We start from the raw sequence: 16,943 nt of genomic DNA, 5'->3' as shown, positions 1-16,943 counted from the left end.
GAATATATTTGCAGAAAAATTATTAAGAATGTTTCTAAATAATAGAATTGTTTTTTTGTTGATGCTTTTAGCGTGTCAAGTCTTTTCACAAGAAAAAGAAGAGGTAAGACGTGACAGTATTCATTATAATAAATTGGATGAGGTTGTTATAACAGGGCAGTACAATCCTAAATCGATTAAAAAATCGGTATATAATGTAACTATTATAGATAAAAAACAAATAGAAAGTCAAGCAGCTAATAATTTAGCGGATGTATTAAATTTTAAACTAAACTTAACAGTTGTTCCAAACTCTCAATCAGGTAAATCAACTATCTCAATGTTTGGTCTAGATTCTCAATACTTTAATATTTTAATAGATAATGTTCCGTTAGTTAGTGATAACGGAATTGGAAATAACATTGATTTAACTCAAATAAATTTAGATGATGTTGAGCGTATAGAATTGGTGGAAGGAGCCATGGGAGTTGAGTACGGAGCTAATTCGGTATCGGGAGTAATTAATATTATAACAAAAAAATCATCTCAAAATAAATGGAATATTCAAGCGGCAATACAAGAAGAAACTGTAAGTAATGAGTATGCTTTATTTAACGAAGGAAAACATATACAGAGTGTTAATGTAGCTCATAATTTTTCTGAAAACTGGTTTGGTAGAGTGAGTTTTAATAGAACAGATTTTACAGGTTTTTTAGATGATAGAAAAGGAAGAGATTATTATAAGAATGATTTATTAAGAGGTTATAGTTGGTTGCCGAAAGAGCAGGTAAATGCCACTGGTTTTTTGAATTATAAAAAAGATCAACTTAATTTGAGTTATAAATTCAATTACTACAATGATAATGTAAACTTTTACAATCCAAAAGTTGATGACAATATTGATGTAGACTCACAAACTAGTAATCCGTTTGCGTTGGACCGCATTTTCAAAACAGAGAGATTTGTAAATAATATTAATTTAAATGGGGTTTTAGCATCGGGGAGTCCTTATTCCTTATCAGCTTCTTATCAAACACAAAAACGACGTTTAAATAAGTTTACTTATTTTATTTTATCTGGTAATAAAACGAATGAGGAAGATAAAGTATATCAATCAAGCAATGTTTTCTTTTCAAAAGGTACTATTTCAAACTTTATAAAAAGTAATCGTCATAATTTTCAGTTAGGTTATGAAGCTCGTTATATAGAAGGATTCGATACGCAGGCCTCTGGTGAAGTTACTCAACAAGATAAAACACGTACTCAGGGTAACTATGCTCTATTTGGTTCTTCTGAAATAAAATTTTCAGATGCCTTAATGGTTCGTCCTGGCTTAAGGTATGAATACAATTCTTTATTTCATTCTAAATTACAAAGCTCTTTAAGTGCTCGTTATTTATTTAAAAACGGATTTGAACTTAGAGGTAATATAGGTACTTCGTATAGAACTCCAAGTTTTCAAGAGCTATATTATTATTTTGTTGACTCTAATCATGACGTAAGAGGAAATGAAAATTTAAATCCCGAAAGTGGATATTCTGCTTCCATTAATTTAAAGAAAAGAAGTTGGTTTGACGATTCTAATATATCATTGTTAAATAGTTTAAAAATAGACTATTTAAATCTGGAAGATAAAATAGATTTAGCAATTGTTAATTCGTCACCTCTACAATATCAATACATAAATATTGATGCTTATAAACTATGGGGAGTTTCTTCAAGAAATACAATAAAAGCAAATAATTGGTCCTTTAATATAGGTGCTAATTTACAAGGTATAGCCCAGGTAGCTAACAATGAAATAAATGCAAAAAATGACTTTTTGTATTCATTTCAATTAACTACGAGTGCTAGCTATGAAATAAAAAATTGGGATACAGTAATAACTTTATTATTAAAGCATAACGGAGAACAACAAAACTATATAGCTTTAGGTACAGATGAAAATAAAAACTCAACTTTCACAAAAACAACTACACAGGCTTATAATTGGTTAGATGCTTCTGTGCAAAAAACATTTTTAAATAAAAAATTACAAGCAACAATAGGAGCCCGAAATTTATTTGATGTTACCAGTGTTAATGTAAGTAACGCAGCTACAACAGGCGCACATGCAACAAACAATAACTCTCTATTGTTAGGCTATGGTCGTTCATACTATTTAAAACTATTATATAATATTAAATTTTAAAATCAATAACAATGAAAAACAAATTTTTCACACTCATATTATTAACAACTATGTACTCGTTCATTAGTTGTGGAAGTGATAATGATTTACCATCTGAACCAATAAAAGTGGTAATAGAAGGAGCAGAAGTAAGCCCAGAAGTAGGTGGACCTAATCAACCAAACCAAGTATATATTGACTTAAGTACCAATACAACAACAGAGGTAAAGAGAGACTCTTGGGATTTAGGATTTTATTCTGGAAATGAGTTTAGAGTTGTTATAAATGGTTCAATATCTATGGCGGTGGCTCAATTATCTACAACAGATATAGATGCTGTTAGCTCTTCAACCCAGGAAGTAAAAGATTTACAGCCTTTAGTAAGAACGAATACATATACTGATGAAAGTGCTCCTTTTGTTGATCATCCTAGTGGAGATATAACAAAAACGGCAATTGCTGAAATTGAAGTAACAGAGGCAAATAATAAAGTATATTTAGTAAACCTTGGTTATGAAGTAGCAACAAATACACCAGCTACAGGTAGTTACTCTGCAAATGGAGATGAAAGAGGTTGGAAAAAAATTAGAGTTTTAAAAGAAGGAGATGCTTATGTTTTACAGTATGCAGATTTAGATGCTACTACGCATAAAGAAATTGTAATAACGAAAACGGAAGGATATCACTTTACATTCTTTAGCTTTAATACAGAAGCTAAAGTTAATGTTGAGCCAATGAAAGAAAACTGGGACTTAAACTTTACAATCTTTACAGACTTATTACCTAGTTATGGTCCGTATGTATATGCAGATTTTGTAGTAAATAATATAAAATCAAATGTAAAAGGATATATGATAGATACAGAAAAAGAAAATTATACATATAATGATTTTACCTTAACAGACGTAAAAGTAGAAAATTTTGTTGATAACCAAACAGTTATAGGTAAGAGCTGGAGAGTAGGAGGAGGCCCTAGTTCTTTACCTTCTCGCAAAGACAATGTTTTCTATGTAATAGAAGATACTGATGGAAATTTATATAAGTTAAAGCTTTTAGCACTAACAAATGATGCAGGAGAAAGAGGTTATCCTGAGTTTGTATATAGCTTATTAAAGTAAAGATTTATTAAATTTTGTTAATTTTTGTTGTGAAAGGCTATCTAACCAAAAGGTTGGGTGGCTTTTCTAGTTAAGAAGGTTTAGTTAATGAGTTTTTCAGCCAAATACTTAGAGGTGTATGATTTTTTATTTTTAGCTAATTCTTCAGGGGTGCCTGCAAAGATTAAGTTTCCACCTTTTTTTCCACCCTCTAAACCAAGATCAATAATATAATCAGCACATTTAATCAATTCGATATTATGTTCAATGACAATAATTGAGTGTCCTCTTTCAATTAGTGCATTAAAAGAAGCTAGTAACTTTTTAATATCGTGAAAGTGTAATCCAGTAGTAGGTTCATCAAAAATAAATAAAGCTTTGTCTTTTGTATTTCCTTTTACTAAAAAAGAAGCCAGTTTTATACGCTGTGCTTCACCACCAGAAAGAGTTGAGGACGATTGCCCTAACTGTACATACCCTAATCCAACATCTTGTAAAGGTTTTAATTTTCGAGCTATTTTGGTTTGTTGATGCTCTGTGAAAAAAGCAACAGCATCATCAATAGTAAAGTTTAAAACATCGTCAATAGATTTTCCTTCAAAAGTTACTTCCAGTACCTCTTTTTTAAAGCGTTTACCACCACAGGTTTCACATTCTAAATGCACATCTGCCATAAACTGCATTTCAATTGTAACCTCTCCTTCACCTTTACAAACTTCACAACGACCACCATCAACATTAAAAGAAAAGTGTTTTGGTTGGTAGTTTCTTATTTTTGATAGTTTTTGAGATGAAAGTAACTTACGAATATCATCATACGCTTTGATATACGTTACAGGGTTAGAACGTGAGGAACGACCAATTGGATTTTGATCGATAAACTCTACATGTTTTAACAAGTCAAAACTACCTGTAACATCTGTATGTTGCCCCAATTTTTCACCATATCCAACTAATTTTTTTTGCATCGCAGGATACAGGATTTTCTTAACTAAAGTACTTTTACCACTACCAGAAACTCCTGTAATAACGGTTAAATTATTAAGAGGAAAGGAAACATCGATGTTTTTTAAGTTATTCTCACGCGCTCCAATAATATCAATAGAGTTTTTTGAAATTCTTCTATTTGTGGGGATTTCAATTTTTAATTCTTCTGATAGATATTTAGCTGTAAGAGACTCAGATTGTAGGATATCTTCAAAAGTTCCTTCGGCAACAACATTTCCACCATAAGTTCCTGCTTCAGGACCGATATCAATAATATAATCGGCTTCTTTCATAATGTCTTCATCATGTTCTACCACAATTACGGTGTTACCTAAATCACGTAAATTTTTTAAGACACCAATCAGTCTTTCTGTATCTTTTGGATGCAATCCTATACTAGGTTCATCTAAAATATACATAGAGCCCACAAGTGAACTTCCTAGCGAAGTAGCTAAATTAATTCGTTGACTTTCTCCGCCTGATAATGTGTTAGAAGTTCTATTTAACGTAAGATAATTTAAACCAACATCCGTTAAAAATTGTAAGCGATTATTAATTTCGGTAAGTAAACGTTTACCAATTTTTTCTTCGTATTTATTTAATTGAATACTGTTAAAAAATACTGCTAATTCATCTAAAGGTAAGGTAACTAACGCATCAATAGTTTTACCGTATACTTGAACGTAGTTAGCCTCTTTACGTAAACGTTTTCCGTTGCACTCTGTACATTTTGTTTTTCCGCGGTAGCGAGATAGCATTACACGGTTTTGAATTTTATAACTTTTTTCTTCTAACTTTTTGAATAGATGATTAATTCCTTTGAATTTTTTGGTTCCGTTCCAAACTAGGTTTTTTTGCTCTTCCGAAAGTTCAAACCATGGTTTATGAATAGAAATTCCGAATTCCTCAGCATTCAGAATTAAATCATTTTTATATTTTTTGTAACTATCTGTTTTAAAGGGAAAAATAGCATTTTCGTAAATAGATAATCCTGTGTTTGGGATTACTAAATCTTCATCAATACCAATTACATTTCCATAGCCTTCACAAGTAGGACAAGCTCCGTAAGGGTTGTTAAAACTGAATAAATGTGTGTTAGGTTCTAAAAAAGAAATTCCGTCTAACTCAAATTTATTACTGAACCCAGCAATACTATTATCTGATAAATTCTCAATACAGCAAATTCCTTTCCCTTCAAAAAAAGCAGTTTGTACGGCATCCCCTAAACGGTTGTAGAAATCTTCTTCGTCTTTTACAACAATTCTATCAACAACTAACTGTAATTCATTTCCTTTAAAATCTTTTATAGGAAATTCATCAATTCTGTATACAGTGTCTTGGTATTTTAAACGAGCATATCCTTGCTGAGTTAATACTTGCAAAACAGTTTTTAGGTCTCTATCTTTACTAATATGTATTGGAGCGAGTAATAATAACTTCGTACGTTCTTCAAAAGTTTTTACATGCTTAATAACATCAGAAACGGTATGTTTTTTTACTTCATTACCAGAAATAGGAGAGAAGGTCTTACCAATACGGGCAAATAGTAACTTGATATAATCGTAAATTTCAGTGGAGGTGCCCACTGTTGAACGTGGGTTAGTAGAGTTTACTTTTTGTTCAATAGCAATGGCTGGAGCAATTCCTTTAATATAATCAACCTTAGGTTTGTGTAATTTTCCTAAAAACTGACGTGCATACGAGCTTAAACTTTCAACATAACGTCGTTGTCCTTCGGCATACAAGGTATCAAAAGCTAAAGAAGACTTTCCCGATCCAGAAAGCCCGGTAATTACTACTAACTTATTACGAGGAATAACTACATCAATGTTTTTTAAATTGTGCAGTTTAGCCCCTTTTATTATAATATTTTCCTTAGGATTAACAGTTGAAATATCAGTCTTCATATGCTCGAAAAAATAAGCGATAAAAGTACCAAATTCAAGTGGTTTTAATGAACAAACATTAGTGTTTTTCTCTTTTTTTATAGTTTTTTTGTATTTATTAATAAAATACATCATATTTGTAACTCGTTATTAATCAATAAACAAAAGCTTATAGGAAAATAATTACTTTTTTAACTTAATATCCCCTAACTAGAAGACAATTAATAAGTTGTTTTCAAAAAAAGTAATTATTATGCAACACATTGTAGATGATAGTGTATTAGTAAAGAACTACATAAATGGTAATGAATATTCCATAGAATTATTGATTAAACGCCACCAACAACGACTTTATAGCTTTATTTATAGTAAAGTACAAAATAGAGATACTACAGAAGATATTTTTCAAGATACCTTTATAAAAGTTATTCGAACGCTAAAAAAAGGAAATTATAATGAGGAAGGTAAATTTTTACCTTGGGTTATGCGTATTGCTCATAACTTGATTATTGATTTTTTTAGAAAGAATAATCGTATGCCTACATTTAATAATACAGAAGAATTTGATATTTTTTCGGTATTAAGTGATGGAGCATTAAATGCAGAGGGAAAAATAATAAAAGAACAGATTTTAAATGATGTTAAAGAGTTAGTTGAAGAACTACCTGAAGAACAAAGAGAAGTTTTAAAAATGCGTATTTATAACGATATGAGCTTCAGTGAAATATCAGAAAATACAGGAGTTAGTATTAATACAGCACTTGGTAGAATGCGTTACGCTTTAATTAATTTGAGAAAAATAATTGAGAAAAATAAAATTATCTTAGTTAGTTAGACAATATTTAGAAAAAAGCATCGTTAAATCATTGATAATAAGTAATAATAAGGGAATATATGATGCAAGTTTACTCTAAGAGGTCTCCTGACTTTAAAATGAAACCTAAACAAGAAACAGTTCAATATTTGATTAATTTTTCTAAATCGCTAACAGTAGTTAAAACAAAATCAAACTATCTCATTGAATTGAATTTGAATTAAGAGTGGAAAAAGCTTCAACAAGGTTGGGGCTTTTTTTATACTCTCTTTTTATTATAATCGTCTATTATCGATTTTCTCCCAATCGTTTTAGTAATTACGTCGCTCTCTAACTTCCAACCACGCGCAGGTGAGAATTCTCGCCCATAATAAATAATTTGTAAGTGAAGTTTATTCCATAATTCTTTTGGAAATAAACGCTTAGCATCTTTTTCGGTTTGAGCAACATTTTTTCCGTTAGTTAAGTTCCAACGATACATCAATCTATGAATATGTGTGTCTACAGGAAAAGCAGGAATGTTAAAAGCTTGTGACATTACCACGCTAGCAGTTTTATGTCCTACTGCAGGTAATTCTTCTAAAGCTTCCATATCAACAGGAACTTCACCATGATGCTTTTCAATTAAGATTTTAGATAAACCGTGAATCCCTTTCGATTTCATAGGTGATAAACCAACAGGTTTGATAATTTCTCGAATTTCATCAACGGTAAGTTTTACCATATCATACGGGTTATCAGCTTTTTCAAATAATAAAGGTGTAATTGTATTTACACGTGAATCAGTACTTTGAGCAGACATCAATACAGCAATCAACAAGGTATATGGGTCTTTGTGATCTAAAGGGATGGGAGTTTCAGGATATAATTCTTCTAAAGTATCTATAACAAACTGAACTTTTTCTGCTTTCGTCATTGCTTTATAAAATTTGAAAAAATCAAAGGTACAAAGAAGCTTTGTATGTTTTATGGATAATCAAAATCAACTTTGTAACTTTGACATAATAACTTTGAAACAATATAATATGACAACACTAAAAATAGGAGATAAAGCACCAAATTTTGAATCGGTAGATGAGAAAGGAAACGCTGTAAAACTATCTGATTATTCAGGAAAGAAATTAGTATTATTCTTTTACCCTAAAGCGAGTACACCAGGTTGTACAGCGGAAGCCTGTGACTTACGTGATAATTATAAAACGTTTTTAGCAAAAGGGTATGATGTTTTAGGAGTAAGTGCAGACTCAGCAAGACGTCAACAAAACTTCATTAATAAAAATGAATTGCCTTTTCCATTATTAGCCGATGAAAGTAAAGATGTAATCAATGCGTTTGGTGTTTGGGGCCCTAAAAAGTTTATGGGTAGAGAGTATGACGGAATTCATCGCACCACTTTTGTAATTGATGAAAATGGCGTAATTGAAGATGTGATTGCGAAAGTAAAAACTAAAGAACACGCTAACCAGATATTAAAGTAGTAGTTAAATATATCTAGTAAAAAGAAAAAAGTCGAGTATTTACTCGACTTTTATTTTTTGTAACTTTAAATCTTTTATAGGAGGAGTTTTAAGTTCTTTTTGTAATTCTTTGCTAGTTTTAGAACTTCCATCATGACTCCATCCGGGAGGCATAAATACATATTTTAAGCGTGTTGCCAACGGTAACTCTTTTTTTCGTTTGAAGAAATCTTTAAAAATCTCTTTCCACTCGTGAAATATAATATTAATAGGACCTTTATCCTCTAAAGGTTTCGTTAAACCATAACGTAACTTTTCATATTCAGTTTCATCTTCTTCTGCCTGAAAAGTACCAAAAATACGATCCCAAATAATCAACACCATTCCCATGTTTTTATCTAAATACTTCGTGTTGGAAGCATGATGAACCCTATGGTGAGATGGGGTAACAAAAATATATCCCCACCAACCTAATTTACTTTTAATAAAGTTGGTATGACATAATGTTCCGTAATTTTGATTCATAGCGTATGCAAACATAATATGTAGTGGCATAACTCCAAGAAAAGCTAATGGTAAAAAGAACATGTATCTAAACAAAGGTTGTAAAACAGGAGACCTGAAACCTGTTGAAATATTGTAATACTCCGAATTATGGTGAGTTACGTGTACTGCCCAAAAAAATCGTGAATGATGATCTACATAATGGTGTACATAGTACAAAAAGTCTTGACCAATAAAAGCTAATAACCAATATGCCCACGACATATTACCTTCCCAGTCAATAATTCTGTATTGATAACAAAAGCCCATAATAGCAAATGAAGCTACCTTCATTAATAGGTCTAAGCTAAAATTAACTAAGGCAAAATAAACATTAGTGGCAGTATCTTTAAAATCGTAATTTTTTGCTTTAGCTCTATAGCTAAAGTACATTTCGATAAAAATTACTGAGATGAAAAAAGGAGCACTCCAGTAGTATAATATATCTTGATTAAATATGTTGCTCATACTATTTTTTTAGAGTACAAAAATATTCAATTTTACCCAATTTTACTGTTAAATTTTATAGTCTTTCTTCAATCCAGTTTTTAAAGCTATAAAAGTTCTGAGGGGCTACACCATGACCTACAGGATATTCAGAATATTCATTATTTAAATTAAAATTTTTCAATAAAATAGGAGCTTTACGTGCCCAATCTATAGGAAGAACTTGATCTACTGTTCCATGAGAAATATAATAATCTGTTGTAATAGATTTGTCTATTTCAGTAGGTAATAACTCTTCATTAATATAGCCGCTTAATGCTACTACGTGTTTTATCTTGTTAGGGTATTTAAAACTTAGCGCATAACTTAAAATAGCACCTTGGCTAAACCCTAATAAAAATGTTTTATCAGGGTTTGTGTTATATTTTTCTTTAATTTCATCAATAAATGAAGCAATCTTATCAACAGATTTAGCTGCTTGTTTTAAATCAGAAAACTTACCGTTAACTGAATCAAAATTTATAGCATACCAAGCATAACCACCATAGCCCATATCATGAGGAGCTCTAGCGCTTACAATTAATAAATCGTCTGGCAATTCTTCAGCAAATGAAAATAAATCTTGTTCGTTACTACCATACCCGTGTAATAAAATTAATAATGGAGGAGTAGCATTTGAGACTTTAGGTTCTCTTACAACGTAGTGTAAACTCATGTATTAAATTCCTTTAAATAAGTTTTGAAATTGCTCTCCAACAACTGGTACGAGTTTTTTTTCTCCTTTTAAAACAGCTAAAAGGCTAATTAGCCAAAGTACAAATAATAATACTCCAACAACCCAACCTATTGTGCTTCCTAAATATTTATAAACAATCCACATATTCGCCATGTACAATATGTTTAAACCAAGCATTTGTCTAATATAAAAGCTAGAAAAAGCATTTTTATTGTTCATGTTTAAAACAAAAGCAATGATAAGTCCTATAACTGTAAAGTGACTGATAATTGCAGGAGTTTTTCCTTCGTTTACTGTTTGGTTTTCCATAATTTATGAGTTTAGAATTAGTTGATTATTATTGTAAATACCATATACTTTTCCCTTTAATTTTTTTCCTAGAAAGATACTGTTTTTTGAAGTAGACACAATGTTTTGCTCTGAAAAAGTATATTCTCCATCAGGATTAAAAATAGATAAACTAGCTTTTTCATCTTTTTTTATAGAAGCCAATTTAACGTTAAAACGTTTTCTTGGATTGTTAGATAAACAGCCTATAATAGTTTCTAAATCTAATACTGTATTTAAAGCTCCAAAGGCACTTTCTAAACCTATGGTTCCGTCTTTTGCAGTAGAAAACTCTACTTTTTTATGTTCAACATCAATAGGGTTGTGATCTGAAGTAATTATATCAATAATACCTTCTTTTAAACCTTGTATTAAAGCTCTCTTGTCTTCTTCTGTACGTAGGGGAGGATTTACCTTTTTGTTAGCTTCAAAGCCATGTAATTCATCATCTGTTAATACTAAATTATGTACAGCAACACTACACGTTACATCTAATCCTTTCTCTTTTGCTTCTTTAATTAGTTGAACAGATTTAGCTGTAGAGATTGTAGGAACATGTAGTTTTCCTCCAGTATATTCTAGTAAAAATAAATCACGAGAAATTTGAATTTCTTCTGCAAGTGCAGGAGCTCCTTTCAAGCCTAAAAGCGTACTATTTTTACCTTCATTAGCAACACCTTCACCAGCAATTAAATTATTTTTAGGAAAGCTTAATACTAACCCATTAAAGTTTTGAGCATACAACAATGCTATTTTTAATAGATTATCGTTGCTAACAGGTTTGTTATAATCACCAAAAGCAATAGCTCCCGATTGTTGCATGTCGTACATTTCAGACATTTCAACACCTTTACTTTGCTGCGTTAAAGCCCCAATAGGATGAATGCTGGTTGCAGCTCCACTTACTTTATTAATTAAAAATTCAATAGCCGATTTATTATCAACAATAGGATGTGTATTAGGGTTGATAGCTACATGAGTAAATCCACTTTTAGCAGCTACTTGTACACCATGTTGCAAGGTTTCGCGTTCTTCATAACCAGGTTCTCCAAAAGAAACACTTGTATCAAACCAACCTGAAGATACATGAAGGTTCTCAAACGCTACAACAGTATAGGTTTCTTCACTAGCAATGTTGTTGTCAATTTTGGTAATAATACCGTCGGTAATTAAAATATCTTTAGTTTGTTGGTGATAAGGACTAGAAGCATCTATTATTGTTGCCGATTTAAGCAGCGTTGTCATGGTTTAAAGAATTTTAAAATCAAAATTTCTAAAAGCAAAGATACAATAGCTAAGCCCAAAAACCATTTCCAAAGCCATTGAATTTTGTTTTCATCATTAATATTTTCCAAGGTGTTTTTTACTGAAGTAGATATAGTCATATTGTTAGTTTCAGAAAACATTAAAAAATCTAAACAACTTTCACTTTTGTCGTAATTAAAAGCAATATTTCTAAGTACATTATTCTGTTGCTGTACTTTATAGAACCCATCTACTAAAGGTTGATCTTTAGTTGTAATACGTGTTTTGTTTTGAAAAGTTTGTTGTAAAGGAATAAAAGAACTTTTATTAGTAGCAATACTTAAAACTTCATCTTTTCCTAGTTGGGTATCAATATCAATAGTATTCTGTTTATCAATCGTATAATACAACTTAGAAAGTTGTAAGCTCTGTTTTCCAATGTTATAAAAAACAGGAACAATTAAAGGTGAGTTCGTAAAGTTGCTATTGTCTTTATTTAAAGAACCCGCTACCCAATACATAGAAGCATTAGGTAAGCGAATCTGTTTAATAAAACCTTGTTTGTTTTCAAAAGAAACAAGGTTACTAGTATTTGTAAACTCGGTATTAAATGAGCTTTTTACAAACGGATATTGAAAGTTAGCAACTTTCTTTTCGAAAACATTTTTTAAAAGAGGATGATTATAATTAATCGTAGTAACTTTTAAGCTGTCATTTTTTAGTGAAAATAATTTTCCAGTATTTAGTTTACTAAAAAGGTTGTTATAAGAAGAAAGAGTTACTTTATTACTGGGGATAACAACTATATTTCCACCTTTGGCTGCATAGCTTGCCAAGCTATTTATGAGTGTTTCAGGAATGTTTTTTAACTCATTTAAAACAATAAGATGCTGCTTATCTATCAAATTATAGTTGGTGTTTTGTAGGGTAGAAGAAGTAAAGTTAAACTCTTCTTTCGTATAAATTCGCTGTAGGAAGTTGTTAGGCTCTCCAATAGCTAGTACATTAACTTTTTCGTTAGCATTAATAGTAAAATAAAACGAATTATCAAACCCGTAGGTGTCATTAAAATTAATAATTACTTTACCTAAAAATACAGGTGCTTTTACAACAGAAAAAGTAACCTCTAAAGTCTTGTTTTTTCCAATGCTAAAGGTTTGTTTATTCAATAACTTGTCATTATTGTATATAGCAATAGGAATATCATTTTTAGCATTTCCTTGATTTTTTACAACAATATGTACGTTAAAATTAGAGCCACCATTGTCATCTACAAAAACACTATCAATAGAAATATTACTTTGTTGTTCAGGAACTAACTTTATAAAAGAAGTATTTTTAGGAACGTTGTTAATTTCTTTTTTTTTAGTGTTTTGAAAATCAGAAATCACAATGTTTTTGGTAGGAGAAGTAGCAGATTTATGCTCACTAGTCATCTTTAAAAAAACATCAGCAAGGTTTCTGTTTTTTGCAGTATTTGTTGTCTTCAACAGCTCTTCTTTTAGTTCAGTAGCTGTTTTATTTGCGTAAAAATGATCGTTTGTAAGTAAAGAATAACTTGTTTTTTCTGTAGAATTTTCAATAATTTCTTGGGTAGCAATTTGTAGTAAATTACCTTTTTCTCCAATAGCATTTGTACTTAAAGAATTATCAAGATATATAAAGAAATGTTGCTCTTCATTTGCTTTGTGATTGCTAAAATAAGGCTGAGCAAATGCAAAAATAAGAGCCGCAAGTAGCAGTAAACGCGTGGCTAAAATCAACCATTTTTTTATACGAGAACTTTTACGTGTTTGCAACACTAACTTTTGTAAAAAAGCTACATTGGTAAACGGAACTTTTACAAATCGCTGTAGTTGGAACAGGTGTACCAAAATAGGAATGAGTAAAAAAGCTAAGAAATATAAAATCTCAGGATGTTTAAACTGCATAATTATAATTTACTAACTGTAAAAATACCTAAATAGATGGTTAAAAAAAGAATGTAGTTAAAAATCTGTTAGAAGTCTGGTAAGTTTTCGACAAAGAATTAAATTTTCCTATTTTTGGACTATGACTACAAAAGAGAGTGAGTGTAACATTCCGGAAGAAATTAATTATAAAAAACACTGGAATGCTGCCTACGTAAAAAATCCAACAGAAAAACTAGGATGGTTCGAAAAAAATCCGAAAGAAATAATTGAATTATTAAAGGAATCTAACGTACCAAAAAATGCCAAAATCTTAAATGTAGGCGTTGGTTCATCCATGTTAATTGATGAGTTAGTAGCTGATGGATATTCAGGTTTAATAGCAAATGATTTATCTGAAAAAGCACTAACCGATATACAAAATCGATTAGGAGAAAATGCCTCAAAAGTTAATTTTATAGCTGATGATTTAGTGACTCCAACCAAGTTACATGAGTTTGATGAAGTTGATGTTTGGAACGATAGAGCGGTACTACACTTCTTTTTAAAAACCGAAGAACAAAACGCTTATTTTAATCTATTAAAGAAGCTTGTAAAAGTTGACGGATTCGTAATTATAGCTGTTTTTGCTTTAGACGGAGCAGAAAAATGTTGTGGATTGCAATTACAACGTTACAATACGGAAATGCTACAAGAAAAATTAGGAAACGATTTTGTTTTAGTCAATAGTTTTAATCACACATTTGTAAATCCGTACGGAGGAGAACGTCCGTATGTTTACACCTTATTTCAAAGAACGCACAAGTAATGAACGTAACCAATATCCCTTATAAAAACACAGGATTCTTTTCTAAAACAATGGAGGATTATTTAAAGGCTGATGAAAATATTCAACCTTTTTATAACCGTTATCCGAGTTTGCGAAACTTTGAAAAACAACTAGAAGAAAAGAAAGAAAATCCTATTTCAAGCACTCAAAGAAAAAGGTTGGTTGAAGTATTGAGAAAACAATACAAAGACATTGATTTGTCGTTCGACACGCAAAAAAATATAGAAAGTTTACTAGAAGAGAATACATTTACAATTACAACAGGGCATCAGCTGAACTTATTTACAGGGCCGTTATACTTTTTATACAAGATTATATCAACTATAAACATGTGCGAGCACTTGTCAATGCAATTTCCGAATGAGAATTTTGTACCTGTGTATTGGATGGCAACTGAAGACCACGATTTTGAAGAAATCAATTTTTTCAATTTCAAAGGGAAAAAAGTACAATGGAATTCAGATCAAACAGGACCAGTAGGGCGTTTTACAACGGAAGGGCTACAAGATGTTTTTGAGGTATTTGCAGAGCATTTAGGAAGTTCAAAAAATGCTGTTCAAATAAAAGAGATATTTGAAAAAGGTTATTTGCAACACAAAAAATTAGCAGATGCAACTCGATACATAGCTGATAAACTTTTTGGAAAGTATGGTTTGGTAATTTTAGATGCTGATGAAAGAGAGTTGAAAAGAGCATTGACACCGTATGTAGAATACGATTTATTGCACGAAACCTCTTATAAAGAAGTATCGAAAACAATTACAGAACTAGAAAAGTCATATAAAATACAAGTAAATCCGCGTGAGATAAACTTATTTTATATTACCGATAGGATTCGTGAACGTATTATTCTTGAAAACGGAATATACAAAGTGAATAATACAGATATTTCTTGGACAAAGGATGAAATCTTAAACCATTTACATAGTGAACCAGAATGTTTTTCGCCAAACGTAATTATGCGTCCACTATACCAAGAGGTAATTTTACCTAACCTCTGTTACATAGGTGGAGGAGGAGAGTTAGCGTATTGGTTAGAGTTAAAGGCATATTTTGATAAAGTAAATGTTCCGTTTCCTATTTTGTTATTGAGAAATTCGGCTCAAATACTTTCAGAAAAGCAACAAAAAAAGCTTGAAAATCTTAACGTTTCAGAAGAAGAAGTGTTTTTAAAACAAGATGATTTGTTGGCAAGAAAGGTGTTGGATAATGGTGATGCTAAAGTAGACTTTACCAAACAGAAACAATTTTTACAAGAACAGTTTGACGACTTACGTAAACTAGCTCAAAAAACCGATGTTTCTTTTGTAGGAGCAGTAAATGCACAAGAAAGAAAGCAGGTTAAAGGATTAGAAAACCTTGAAAAAAGATGGCTTCGTGCAGAAAAAAGACATCAAAAAGAAACAGTAGAAAGAATCGTAGCTTTGCAAAACGAATTATTACCTAATCAAAGTTTAGAAGAACGTCAACGTAACTTTTCAGAATTCTATTTAGAATATGGAGCTGACTTTATTACAATTCTAAAAGAAAACTTACACCCGTTACAACTAGAATTTACAGTTATTACACTTTAATGGCAGATAAAAAAGGATTACACAGAAAAAACAAACACAAAAACGGATACGATTTTAAACTCTTAAAAGAAAAGTATCCAAAAATAGCAGAGTTTGTTATTGAAAAATTTGAGAAGGAAACCATCGATTTTTCTGACCCAATAGCTGTAAAAGAGTTTAATAAAGCTTTATTGGCTACTCATTATAATATTGAACATTGGAATTTTTCTGATAATAATTTATGCCCGCCAATTCCTGGAAGAGTAGACTATATCCATCATTTAGCTGATTTGGTTGCGAATGAGGAAACCGTAACAGTGTTAGATATTGGTACAGGAGCAAGTTGTATTTATCCTTTGTTGGGAGTTGCAGAATATGACTGGAATTTTGTAGCTACTGACATCGATTTAGATTCACTAGATTATGCTCAAGACATTATAGACGATAATGGTTTTACGGATAAGGTTGAATTAAGGCAACAGTTTAAAGAAGAGCACATTTTACAAGGAATTATAGAAGAAGAGGATGCGTTTACAATAACGATGTGCAATCCGCCATTTTATAAATCGGCAGAAGAGGCGAGAGGAGCCAACCGAAGAAAATCAAGAAACTTAGGAAACAATGCGGTACGTAATTTTGCAGGAAACTCTAATGAATTATGGTATATAGGTGGAGAAAAAGCTTTTTTACACACCTACTTGTACGAAAGCTCTCAGTTACCAAAAGCGAGTAAATGGTTTACGAGTTTAGTGTCTAAAAAAGAAAACGTAGAAAGTTTACAAAACTCAGGAAAAAAGCTAGGAGTTAAAGAATTTAAAATAATTCCTATGCACCAAGGAAACAAAGTAACACGTATTGTGTGTTGGAGGTTTTTGTAGCTGGTAGTCGTTAGTTTGTTGTTGAGGTGAAATTGTTTTAAAAAAGTTATAACTGTAAAGGTTAACTAATTTGCTGATAACTTTT

Annotated in this window: 14 protein-coding genes; 7 read left to right on the top strand and 7 right to left on the bottom strand. The window is 31.0% G+C overall.

The genetic code is table 11. The features are described 5' to 3' along the window. Positions 1-28: 28 nt before the first annotated feature. Positions 29-2,170, top strand: coding sequence for a TonB-dependent siderophore receptor (locus Q4517_RS05275; RefSeq protein ID WP_303507044.1), 2,142 nt, complete (start codon positions 29-31; stop codon positions 2,168-2,170). 11 nt (positions 2,171-2,181) lie between these two features. Beyond that, on the top strand, positions 2,182-3,267 hold the full coding sequence (locus Q4517_RS05270; protein WP_303507042.1) for an HmuY family protein: 1,086 nt from the start codon (positions 2,182-2,184) through the stop codon (positions 3,265-3,267). A gap of 80 nt (positions 3,268-3,347) precedes the next feature. Here Q4517_RS05270 and uvrA read toward each other — a convergent pair whose 3' ends face one another. Continuing rightward, entirely contained in the window at positions 3,348-6,140 is a 2,793-nt protein-coding gene (gene uvrA, locus Q4517_RS05265) for an excinuclease ABC subunit UvrA (RefSeq protein WP_303507181.1), read from the bottom strand. Positions 6,141-6,372: 232 nt separating this feature from the next. On the opposite strand from uvrA, the gene Q4517_RS05260 reads away from it, so the two are divergent. Further along, positions 6,373-6,954, top strand: coding sequence for an RNA polymerase sigma factor (locus Q4517_RS05260; protein ID WP_303507039.1), 582 nt, complete (start codon positions 6,373-6,375; stop codon positions 6,952-6,954). A gap of 238 nt (positions 6,955-7,192) precedes the next feature. On the opposite strand, the gene nth is transcribed toward Q4517_RS05260, so the two are convergent. After that, positions 7,193-7,849: an endonuclease III gene (nth, locus tag Q4517_RS05255; protein ID WP_303507037.1), complete on the bottom strand. Its 657-nt coding sequence runs from the start codon at positions 7,847-7,849 to the stop codon at positions 7,193-7,195. 109 nt (positions 7,850-7,958) lie between these two features. Between nth and bcp the strand changes: the two genes are divergently transcribed. Continuing rightward, a complete protein-coding gene (gene bcp / locus Q4517_RS05250; protein WP_115900934.1) occupies positions 7,959-8,411 on the top strand; it encodes a thioredoxin-dependent thiol peroxidase in 453 nt (150 codons plus the stop codon). Between the two features lie 39 nt (positions 8,412-8,450). Here the strand turns inward: bcp and Q4517_RS05245 are convergent, their stop codons facing one another. The 5 genes from Q4517_RS05245 to Q4517_RS05225 are packed head-to-tail and all read right to left on the bottom strand — an operon-like array spanning position 8,451 to position 13,619. After that, positions 8,451-9,401, bottom strand: a complete 951-nt coding sequence (locus tag Q4517_RS05245; protein ID WP_303507032.1) for a sterol desaturase family protein — start codon at positions 9,399-9,401, stop codon at positions 8,451-8,453. 55 nt (positions 9,402-9,456) lie between these two features. Then, positions 9,457-10,095: an alpha/beta hydrolase gene (locus Q4517_RS05240; RefSeq protein ID WP_303507029.1), complete on the bottom strand. Its 639-nt coding sequence runs from the start codon at positions 10,093-10,095 to the stop codon at positions 9,457-9,459. Positions 10,096-10,098: 3 nt separating this feature from the next. After that, positions 10,099-10,425, bottom strand: coding sequence for a hypothetical protein (locus Q4517_RS05235; RefSeq protein WP_303507027.1), 327 nt, complete (start codon positions 10,423-10,425; stop codon positions 10,099-10,101). A gap of 3 nt (positions 10,426-10,428) precedes the next feature. After that, positions 10,429-11,688 (bottom strand): dihydroorotase family protein, encoded by a 1,260-nt coding sequence (locus tag Q4517_RS05230; protein ID WP_303507025.1) that lies wholly within the window; start codon positions 11,686-11,688, stop codon positions 10,429-10,431. Further along, complete coding sequence (locus tag Q4517_RS05225; RefSeq protein ID WP_303507023.1) at positions 11,685-13,619, bottom strand: BatA domain-containing protein; 1,935 nt, start codon at positions 13,617-13,619, stop codon at positions 11,685-11,687. The genes Q4517_RS05230 and Q4517_RS05225 overlap by 4 nt, the downstream gene beginning before the upstream one ends. Before the next feature lie 121 nt (positions 13,620-13,740). Between Q4517_RS05225 and Q4517_RS05220 the strand changes: the two genes are divergently transcribed. From Q4517_RS05220 to rlmF, 3 genes are read left to right on the top strand one after another with little or no spacing between them, the layout of a single operon-like run. Continuing rightward, on the top strand, positions 13,741-14,406 hold the full coding sequence (locus tag Q4517_RS05220; RefSeq protein WP_303507021.1) for a class I SAM-dependent methyltransferase: 666 nt from the start codon (positions 13,741-13,743) through the stop codon (positions 14,404-14,406). Continuing rightward, positions 14,406-16,001: a bacillithiol biosynthesis cysteine-adding enzyme BshC gene (bshC, locus tag Q4517_RS05215; protein WP_303507019.1), complete on the top strand. Its 1,596-nt coding sequence runs from the start codon at positions 14,406-14,408 to the stop codon at positions 15,999-16,001. Before Q4517_RS05220 ends, bshC begins: the two co-directional genes overlap by 1 nt. Then, positions 16,001-16,858, top strand: coding sequence for a 23S rRNA (adenine(1618)-N(6))-methyltransferase RlmF (gene rlmF / locus Q4517_RS05210; RefSeq protein WP_303507017.1), 858 nt, complete (start codon positions 16,001-16,003; stop codon positions 16,856-16,858). Before bshC ends, rlmF begins: the two co-directional genes overlap by 1 nt. Positions 16,859-16,943: the final 85 nt, after the last annotated feature.

This window comes from Tenacibaculum sp. 1_MG-2023 (genome assembly GCF_030547425.1).
GTDB lineage: Bacteria > Bacteroidota > Bacteroidia > Flavobacteriales > Flavobacteriaceae > Polaribacter.
This window is presented reverse-complemented; position numbering and strand designations above follow the sequence as displayed.